The following is a 1,085-nucleotide window of genomic DNA, read 5'->3' as shown; positions in this document are numbered from 1 at the left end:
GGCAACGTAAATGGGTGGGTGCCTCACTCCGGGTAAGATGATCTTGATCGGAGGAGTGAGTTTCGTGCGTGGTGTGGAGTTGACATTTGTTGATCGGGAGGAGATTTCCCGTGGGATCGAGGCCGGTGATTCCGGTCGGGTGATCGCGGCCCGGTTGGGTCGGGATGACACGGTCGTCAATCGGGAGATCAAGCGGCACGGTGGACGCCAGGTGTATCGGGCGGTCGCGGCGCAGCGCTCGGCCGATCGGGACCGCCTGCGGGTGAAGGCCCGTCGGGTGGAATCGGACCCGCGGGTGCTGGCGGCGGTGAACCTGGGGTTGAGTCAAGCCTGGTCGCCGCGGCAGATCGCGGCCAGACTGGTGCTGGATCATCCACAGGATCAGGAGCTGCGGTTGTCGCACGAGGCGATCTATCAGGCGTTGTACTGCCAGGCCCGCGGACAGCTGAAGGTCGAACTGGTAGGCGCGTTGCGTCGCGGCGGCACCAAGCGGGTGTCCCGCGCCGAGCGGCGGGCCGTCTTGGCGTCGAAAGCGCCGATCAAGGACATGGTGATGATCACCGACCGGCCCGCCGAGGCCGACGACCGGGCGGTGCCAGGTCACTGGGAGGGTGACCTGATCATGGGCGCCGGCAACGCCTCCGCGGTGATCACCCTGGTCGAGCGGACCACCCGGTTCGTCATCTTGCAACGCTGCCCGTACGACCACACCGCCGATCGGGTCGCGGTGCTGCTCAGCACCGCGATGGGCCGGCTGCCGCAACTGCTCAAGCGTTCCCTGGCCTGGGACCAGGGCCGGGAGATGGCCGCTCACGCGAAGTTCACCATCGCCACCGACATCCCCGTCTTCTTCTGCGACCCGCACTCACCGTGGCAGCGGGGCAGCAACGAGAACACCAACGGGCTTCTTCGCCAATTCATGCCGAAAGGCACCGACCTTTCCGTTCATTCACAGCTTGACCTGAACAACATCGCGTACCTGCTGAACAACCGGCCCCGTCAAACCCTCGAATGGCTCAAACCGAAAGAGAAACTCGATATGCTATTGTTGGAGTCAGGTGAGGCACTCGCTGGTTGAAATCGCC

Annotated in this window: 1 protein-coding gene; it reads left to right on the top strand. The window is 64.4% G+C overall.

Annotated elements, in window-relative coordinates:
• Positions 1-55: 55 nt before the first annotated feature.
• On the top strand, positions 56-1,078 hold the full coding sequence (locus ABIB25_RS29145; protein ID WP_354532010.1) for an IS30 family transposase: 1,023 nt from the start codon (positions 56-58) through the stop codon (positions 1,076-1,078).
• The last annotated feature ends 7 nt before the right edge of the window (positions 1,079-1,085 follow it).

This window comes from Nakamurella sp. UYEF19 (genome assembly GCF_040546275.1).
In the GTDB taxonomy this organism is placed as follows: domain Bacteria; phylum Actinomycetota; class Actinomycetes; order Mycobacteriales; family Nakamurellaceae; genus Nakamurella.
This window is presented reverse-complemented; position numbering and strand designations above follow the sequence as displayed.